This is a genomic window from methanotrophic endosymbiont of Bathymodiolus puteoserpentis (Logatchev) (assembly GCF_900128525.1).
Classification (GTDB): Bacteria; Pseudomonadota; Gammaproteobacteria; order Methylococcales; family Methylomonadaceae; genus Methyloprofundus.
The window spans coordinates 1-2,305 of record NZ_FQTQ01000135.1 but is presented as its reverse complement, the minus strand read 5'-3'; the positions used below and the strand labels follow the sequence as shown (position 1 = coordinate 2,305).

Sequence of the window (2,305 nt, the reverse complement as noted above, 5' to 3'; positions counted from 1 at the left end):
AGCGGCTTTTGTGCGAAGTTGAAGCGGACGCAGGGCGTACTGGGGCTTATCCAATTCGCTCCGTATGTGAATGAATATTTGGCGACAGGAGTCCCAAGTGTTTCATGAGGTAGGATGGCGCGCCTTTTATACCCCTGTTGTAATTCTCTGGGGACTTTAAAAGTCATTGTCACTATATCATCACTATCAGTTTTCAAAGCTTCATTGATAACTTGCTCTCTCGGCGTTTCTTTTTTTCTGTCGGGTTTAGTTTTCATTTAAAAGCCCCATAATTTCAGTGGTTAATTTTTCGATTTCTTCCAGTGCATCGGGGTTTTTGCTGTCGTGTACTGTCAAGCCCTCCCCCATTGTCTGCTTGTAAATTTCTCGATTATACAAAACAGTGTCCAAAGGCTTAAACCCGCTTTCTTCTGTGGCTGGCCTTATTTCCTCAATTAATTTTGTGTTTTTGGTCGCCGCATTAATAATAAAGCGGGTTTGCGGCTTGCCTTCTGTCACTTCATGCCTTGCGGCTATGGCCTCGGTTATATCGGATGCCCCCCATATATCCAGTGCAGAGGGTGCAACGGGTATCAAAACAATATCGGCGGCTCTGATTGCTGCCCCCGCCATTTTCTCGGCCTTGGCTCTACCGTCAATAATCACATAATCATAAGGAGCTTTTACCCCTTCAATATCCTTTGCAAGTGTTTCACGGTCTAGCCCTATAACAGATAAAAGCTCGCCTTCACTTGTTGCGCTCCAATCTCTCAAGCTGCCTTGTGGGTCACTATCCACCATTAAGACACTATGCCCCCGTTTGCTAATGGAAACGCCTATATTCGCGGCTATGGTGGTTTTTCCTACCCCCCCTTTTTGGTTCAAAATTGCAATAACCTTACTCATGCTTTCACCTTTATATAATTACTTAATTAAGTACATAAGTAAGTATAGCATTAAAAAATTATAGATGTAAATACATAAATAAATATTTAAGTAAATAATTACATAAGGAAAATAATCCTATCTTTTTGTAGTAGATTGTAGTAATATTACTACTACTTAAATATTGAAATTATGGAACGAAAAAGCAAGGTGACACAAGCGGCGGTTAATGCTGCTTGTGAGAAATTACAGGCCGCTAGTAAAAACGTGACTGTCAACGCCGTTATAGGCATTACGGGCGGTTCTTTCTCGACTGTGGGCGATATGGTCAAGCTATGGAGAGAAGAACAGGCCGCGCATTCTGCGCCATTGCTGCAAATGCCCGATAGTGTCACAACGGCCATGCACAAGGCCGCTTTTGATATTTGGGCGGCTGCGTCTTCTCTGGCGGGGGAATCTGTCGAACGTATCCAGCATGAAGCAGGGGAGGCCATAACAAAGGCTAAGGCAGAGCTTGCAGAGTATGCGGGGGAAGTGGCAAGGCTTGAAGGGGAACAAGCACAAGTGCTTGTTAAAAATATCGAGCTACAAAAAAACGTAGATGCAGCGCAAGAAAAAACCGTAAAGATCACAAGCGAAGCCGCCGGATATGTGGCGCAACTGCAAGAAAAAGATAAGCAACTAATCAGCCTTAAAGCCGATTTTGCCAAGCTGCAAAGTGAACTTGTGGAGATTGCCAAGGGTAGGGCAAGGGCTACGAAATAGGGTAGCGCGGTTTTTAAAAAGGTGTGTCCAATTCTTTTGGAACAAGGCAGAATACGCCGCTTTCAGGTTTCCAATTTTCTTGTAACTCTGGATTTTCTGCCATGTGTTCGGCGGCAAGGTTGAAATTCTCAGCCGTGGCGTTTACTACGCCAATAGAACCGCCTAGCCTGATTAGTGGCTGGCCTTTGGTTTCATAGTCTCTTACAAATGACATGCTGCGCCCTCCTTGGCGGTGTATCTATTGTATAGCCTTGCTTTTAATATTTTGTCAATTTTGACCAGTCTTTGAGAAGTTGAGACGATTAAAAAAAATGGCATCTTTTCGCCATTTTCCCGATAGGGTAGGGGCAGGGAAGCCCCTATTTTAATTGTCCAAAAACAGGGATTGTTTTATTCTTTTACATGCGCTCACTAATCCAGCTATCAAGCGCGGTTATGGCTTCATTCATAACAATTTTAAATTTCTCCGGCTCTGGTGGCTGGGTATTCTGCCATTCAATCGAGGCAATCAAAAACTGGTCAAGCTCTCCGCTGGTTCTGTCGCATTCCTGGGTAAATTCTGAGATAATTCCCCCTTATTTCCCAATGTACATAAAATAAAATCATGATCAGCTTTAAAGGGACACACTTTCCCAAAGACGTTATTCTTTATGCGGTTTTCTTTTATGTCAGGTAT

The 2,305-nt window shown here is 43.5% G+C and carries 4 protein-coding genes and 1 pseudogene; 2 read left to right on the top strand and 3 right to left on the bottom strand.

The genetic code is table 11. The annotated features are described in order from the left end of the window. On the bottom strand, positions 1 to 257 hold a 257-nt coding region (locus tag BQ7314_RS15680; protein ID WP_217423843.1), incomplete at its 3' end, for a hypothetical protein. Beyond that, complete coding sequence (parA, locus tag BQ7314_RS11080; protein WP_174483760.1) at positions 247 to 885, bottom strand: ParA family partition ATPase; 639 nt, start codon at positions 883 to 885, stop codon at positions 247 to 249. The genes BQ7314_RS15680 and parA, both read right to left, overlap by 11 nt. Before the next feature lie 171 nt (positions 886 to 1,056). On the opposite strand from parA, the gene BQ7314_RS11075 reads away from it, so the two are divergent. Then, positions 1,057 to 1,629 (top strand): DNA-binding protein, encoded by a 573-nt coding sequence (locus BQ7314_RS11075; RefSeq protein WP_174483759.1) that lies wholly within the window; start codon positions 1,057 to 1,059, stop codon positions 1,627 to 1,629. A gap of 13 nt (positions 1,630 to 1,642) precedes the next feature. Here the strand turns inward: BQ7314_RS11075 and BQ7314_RS11070 are convergent, their stop codons facing one another. Further along, complete coding sequence (locus tag BQ7314_RS11070) at positions 1,643 to 1,843, bottom strand: hypothetical protein (RefSeq protein ID WP_174483758.1); 201 nt, start codon at positions 1,841 to 1,843, stop codon at positions 1,643 to 1,645. Between the two features lie 390 nt (positions 1,844 to 2,233). Here BQ7314_RS11070 and BQ7314_RS11065 point away from each other — a divergent pair. Further along, positions 2,234 to 2,305, top strand: a pseudogene (locus BQ7314_RS11065) (IS6 family transposase); the annotation flags it as partial.